The sequence below is a fragment of the Agromyces tardus genome (assembly GCF_003710805.1).
In the GTDB taxonomy this organism is placed as follows: Bacteria; Actinomycetota; Actinomycetes; order Actinomycetales; family Microbacteriaceae; genus Agromyces; species Agromyces tardus.
This window is the reverse complement of sequence record NZ_RHHB01000088.1, coordinates 1-4,951: the sequence shown is the minus strand read 5'-3', so window position 1 is coordinate 4,951 and position 4,951 is coordinate 1. Positions and strand designations below refer to the sequence as shown.

Here is a 4,951-nt window from a genome sequence, read left to right as displayed (position 1 = left end):
GACGCCGGCCGACGCCGACGCCGGCGCCCCGGTCGCGGCATCCGGCGACCGTGCGGGCTCCGCTGCCGCCCCGGCCCTCGGGAACGCCGTCGTCGACGGCCTCGTGGTGCCGCCGGCGCGCGCCTTCGCGTTCGACCGCGCGCGCTTCGCCCTGCAGGGACGCCTCCTCGGCCGGGTGCCGGGCGACGCCGCGAGGTTCGCCGAGACCGTCGACGACCTGCGGGCGTTCTTCGCCGGCGGCTACGTCGGCGACGGCATCCCGGTGAGCGTGCAGCCCGCCGAGGGCACCGACGTGCAGGTATGGGTGCACGGGTCGACCGCGGGCGAGAGCGCTCGCCTCGCCGGCCGCCTCGGCCTGCGCTACGGCGCGAACTACCACGTCGCCCCCAGCGGAGTGCTCGAGTCGCTCGCCGAGTACCGCGCGCACTTCGAGCCGTCGACCGAGCTCGACCGCCCGCACACGATCGTGTCGGTCGACGTGGTCGTCGCCGAGACGGATGCCGAGGCCCAGCGCCTCGCGGCCGGATACGCCGAGTGGGTGCTCTCGATCCGCGAGGGCCAGGGCGCCGTGCCGTACCCGCGCCCCGAGGACGCGGTGCCCGACGCCGAGCTCGGCCCGATCGAGCTCGCCGCCGTGCAGGACCGCCTCGACACGCGCTTCGTGGGCTCGCCCGAGACCGTCGTGGGCCTGCTCGAGACGCTGCAGCGCGTCACCGGCGCCGACGAGCTGCTCGTGACCACGATCACCCACGACCACGACGCGCGCGTCGCGTCGTACCGGCTGCTCGCCGAGGCGTGGGCGGCGGGGGGTGAGGCGCACGGTCCTGCCGACGCCCACGCCGACGCCGCGCGCGCCGACAGCGACCCCGCCGCGATCCTCGCCGGAGTGACCCCGTGAGCGCCGTGGCGGTCGAGGGCTACGTCGACTGACCGGAGGACGGGTCGTCGTACCAGTCCCGCCCGTCCGGAGCCGGCAGCGCCGGCGGCATCCGCACCATGCGGATCTCGCGCACCCCGTCGTCCACCTGCACCGTGCCGTCGGGAACGAACCCGTGCTTGCGATAGAACGCCTGCGCCCGGGGATTCGGATCGGCGACCCACAGCGCCACCGACTCCTGCGGGCCGACCACGGCGTCCAGGAGCGCGGCCCCCGTGCCGGTTCCGTGCTCGGCCGCCACGACGTACAGCACGAACAGATGCGTGTCCCACCCCGCCCGGGCGGGCTCCGGGGCTCCGGCCATCGCGATCCCGATCACGACACCGTCGCGCTCGGCCACCGCGACACGGTTCGCACGGAAGCGCTCCTCGCTGAGAATGGCGGTCCAGAACCGTTCCCGGGCTGTGGGGAGCCCCGGGTCGTCGAGGACACGGTCCGTCATGACCCCGCGATACGTCTCGCGCCACGAGCGCACGTTCACCCGCGCCATCTCCGCAGCATCGTCGAGCCGCGCGCGACGCACCCGCACCGGGGAGTCCATGACCGAACCCTACCGAGCACGCCTCCGCCCTGCCGCAATCAGCGGATGCCGCATCACTGGCGGCCCAGGGAACGCGCACGTGTCATCGTCCCACCGTCGCCGCACCATCAGCCGCGCACCGCGCCATCGTTTCCGCCCACGAACCGGTGGAGAGGTATCCCGCGGATACTTTTCCACCGCCGTCCGCGGAGAGACGACGTCACGGCGGGCCCGATGGCGGTGCCCTGAATACCACGCGCCGGGCTCGACGGCCCTGCCGGAGGCCGAGGGGCCGGAACCCCACGCGCAGGGCCCGACGCCCGCGCCGGAGACCGCCACGCCTGAACTCCACGTGCACGGCCCGACGCCCATGCCGGAGACCGCCGCGCCGGAAACGGCGGATGCCGCGCGGCCCATCGGCCACGCGGCATCCGTCGTGCTCGAACCGCTACTCGGACTTGGGCAGTCCGGGCGGGTTGATCTCGGACTTCTCGACCGCCTCGCTCGTGAGCGCCCAGCGGTCGAGCACCTCGGCGTAGGTGCCGTCGTCGATGATCGACTGCAGCACGAGCTGCACGGGCTCGATGAGGCCGTTGCCCTTGGCGGTGCCCGCGGCGATCGGCGCGGTCTCGGGCCAGCCGCCGTTCAGGGTGCCGACGAGCTTGGTCTCGCCGGTGGTCGCGGCGCGGTACGCGGCGGTCGCGTTCGGACCGAAAGTGGCGTCCACGCGGCCCGACGAGAGGGCGAGGTCGGATGCCGCCTGGTCGTCGTAGTAGACGAGCTCGGCCGGCTCCTCACCCGCCTTCTCGAGCTCCTCGTTCCACGCGAGCAGGATCTTCTCCTGGTTCGTGCCCGAGCCGACGACGATCTTCAGGCCCGAGATGTCGGCCGAGCTCGTGATCGAGTCGATGTCGCTGTCGGCCTGCACGTAGAAGCCGAGCAGGTCCTGGCGGTAGCTCGCGAAGTCGTACAGCTCCTTGCGCTCCTCGGTGACCGTGACGTTCGAGACGATCAGGTCGTACTTGCCCGACTGGATGCCGAGCGGCCAGTCGGCCCAGTTCACTGCGACGGGGTGGTACGCGAGGCCGAGGCCGTCGGCGACGAGCGAGCCGAAGTCCGCCTCGGTGCCGATGACGGTGGCGTCGTCGTCGGAGGCGAGCACGCCGAGCGGCGCGGCCCACGGCGAGATCGCCACGGTGAGCTTGCCGGCCTCGATCGGCTGGAACCCGCTCTGTTCGAGCGCGTCGACCGCGGCCTGCACGGGCTCGATCGTGGGGCGATCCTTCGCGTTCTGCGAGGTGAGGTCGAACTGCGAGGCAGCCGCGACCTGCTCCTCGGTGCTGCCGGATGCCGCGGTCTCGGCGGCGGCGGAGTTGCCGGCGCTGACCGCCCAGGCGATGCCGCCACCGATGAGCGCGACCGCCGCGACACCCGCGACGATCACCCCCACCTGCTTCTTGTTGATTGCCATGAGAGGACTCTCCTAGTGTTGGTTCCGTCCGATAGCCGGGTGGTTTCTCGGATGCACCCGGCGCGGCAGCGCAATTGCCGCGCCGGGTTTCTTCTCGCCTGGGTGCTCGGGGTCAGAGCACCTTGGCGAGGAAGTCGCGGGTGCGGGCCTGCTGGGGAGTGCGCAGGACCTGCCCGGGGGTGCCCTCCTCCACGATTTCGCCGTGGTCGAGGAAGACGATGCGGTCGGCCACCTCGCGGGCGAAGCCGATCTCGTGCGTGACGATCACGAGCGTGGTGCCGTCGCGCGCGAGGCCGCGGATCACGTCGAGCACCTCGCCGACGAGCTCCGGGTCGAGCGCGCTCGTGGGCTCGTCGAACAGCAGCACTTTCGGCGAGAGCGCGAGCGCCCGCGCGATCGCGACCCGCTGCTGCTGGCCGCCCGAGAGCTGGCGCGGGTAGTGGTCGGCCTTGTCGGCCAGGCCGACCCGGGCGAGGAGCCCCTCGGCGAGCGCACGCGCGTCCTGCTTCGTGAGCCGCCCGTGTGCGACCGGCGCCTCGATGATGTTCTCGATCGCCGTGAGGTGCGGGAACAGGTTGAAGTTCTGGAAGACGAGGCCCACCTGGGTGCGGCGGCGCAGGATCTCCGCCTCCCGCAGCTCGTGCAGGGTGTCGCCCTTGCGCTCGTAGCCGATGTACTGCCCGTCGACGGTGATCGATCCGCGGTCCACGGTCTCGAGGTGGTTGATGGCGCGCAGGAGAGTGGACTTGCCGGATCCCGACGGGCCGATCAGCACGACGACCTGGCCCGGCTCGATGGCGAGCGACACGTCGCGCAGCACGGTGTTGGCACCGTAGGCCTTCGTGACATCCGTGATCTCGACACGGCCGACGGTCGCGGCCCTGCGGGTGGGAACGTACTGCTCGTCGAACGACGGCGTGAGCGTCGTGCTGGTCATGCGGCACCTCCGGTGCGGGTCGAGGCGGTTCCGGATGCGGCGGCGGCACCCGCCGGCGTGAGCGATCCGTGCGCCGGCGCATCGCCGAGCCGCTGCCACTGGATCCGGGCCCAGGACGTGGCGCGTTGGATCGGCGTGGGCGGCAGCTCGCGCACCGCGCCGCGGGCGAAGCGCCGCTCCACGTGGTACTGCGCGATCGAGAGGATCGTCGTGATGAGCGCGTACCAGACCACGGCCACGAGCAGCAGCGGGATGACGCGCTGGTTGCGGTTGTAGATGACCTGCACGGTGTAGAACAGCTCCGGCAGGGCGACGATGAAGACGACCGAGGTGCCCTTCACGAGTCCGATGATCTCGTTGAACGCGTTCGGCACGATGGCGCGCGCGGCCTGCGGCAGCGTGATGCGGAAGAAGCGGATGCGGCGGGGCAGGCCGAGCGCTCCTGCGGCCTCGAGCTGGCCCTGGTCGACCGAGAGGATGCCGGCCCGGATGATCTCCGCCGAGTACGCGGCCTGGTGCAGCGAGAGGCCGATCGCCGCGGCGGCGAACGCGCTGATGAGCGTCGTGGTCGGGAACTCGAGGAGCCAGAAGTCGGTGGTGAACGGGGTGCCGAGGCCGAGCGTCGGGTAGAGGTAGCCGAGGTTGTACCAGACGAGGATCTGCACGACGAGCGGCACGGAGCGGAAGAACCAGATGTACCACCAGGCCGCGGCGTTGAGCAGCGGCGACTTCGACAGCCGGAAGACGGCGAGCACCGCACCGAGCACGAAGCCCGCCACTCCCGACACCACGGTGAGGCCGAGGGTCAGCCACAGGCCGTTGATCACCGACGGGGCGAAGAAGTACTCCGCGAACACGTTCCACTGCCACTGGGGGTTGGTGGCGAGCGACCAGAGGAACTGCAGGATGACGAACGCGACGATCGCCGAGAGCGCCCAGCGACCCCAGTGCTTCACCGGAACGACGCGCAGGCCCGCCTCGTGCCGGGGGGCGGCGGCGTCCGTGGGCGGGACGGCCGCGACGGGCTGCCCCTCGGCGCCCACGGCACCCGCCGCCTGGGCGCCGGTCGGAGCGTCGGCGGGGGCC

The 4,951-nt window shown here is 72.1% G+C and carries 5 protein-coding genes; 1 reads left to right on the top strand and 4 read right to left on the bottom strand.

Annotated elements, in window-relative coordinates; genetic code table 11:
* Positions 1-898, top strand: an 898-nt coding sequence (locus tag EDM22_RS19760; protein WP_122938700.1) for an LLM class flavin-dependent oxidoreductase, incomplete at its 5' end; no start/stop codon positions are given.
* Between the two features lie 19 nt (positions 899-917).
* On the opposite strand, the gene EDM22_RS19245 is transcribed toward EDM22_RS19760, so the two are convergent.
* From EDM22_RS19245 to EDM22_RS19230, 4 genes are all read right to left on the bottom strand, one after another.
* A complete protein-coding gene (locus tag EDM22_RS19245) occupies positions 918-1,478 on the bottom strand; it encodes a GNAT family N-acetyltransferase (RefSeq protein ID WP_212592002.1) in 561 nt (186 codons plus the stop codon).
* Positions 1,479-1,905: 427 nt separating this feature from the next.
* Positions 1,906-2,928 (bottom strand): ABC transporter substrate-binding protein, encoded by a 1,023-nt coding sequence (locus EDM22_RS19240; protein ID WP_122938699.1) that lies wholly within the window; start codon positions 2,926-2,928, stop codon positions 1,906-1,908.
* A 112-nt stretch (positions 2,929-3,040) separates the two neighbouring features.
* On the bottom strand, positions 3,041-3,865 hold the full coding sequence (locus tag EDM22_RS19235) for an amino acid ABC transporter ATP-binding protein (protein ID WP_122938698.1): 825 nt from the start codon (positions 3,863-3,865) through the stop codon (positions 3,041-3,043).
* Positions 3,862-4,951 (bottom strand): amino acid ABC transporter permease (locus EDM22_RS19230; protein ID WP_425455164.1); only part of this gene is annotated, 1,090 nt, incomplete at its 5' end. The genes EDM22_RS19230 and EDM22_RS19235, both read right to left, overlap by 4 nt.

Coding starts and splice junctions, on each gene's coding strand:
- EDM22_RS19240 (WP_122938699.1), bottom strand. CDS start 2,928: ATGGCAATCAACAAGAAGCAGGTGGGGGTGATCGTCGCGGGTGTCGCG.
- EDM22_RS19245 (WP_212592002.1), bottom strand. CDS start 1,478: ATGGACTCCCCGGTGCGGGTGCGTCGCGCGCGGCTCGACGATGCTGCG.
- EDM22_RS19235 (WP_122938698.1), bottom strand. CDS start 3,865: ATGACCAGCACGACGCTCACGCCGTCGTTCGACGAGCAGTACGTTCCC.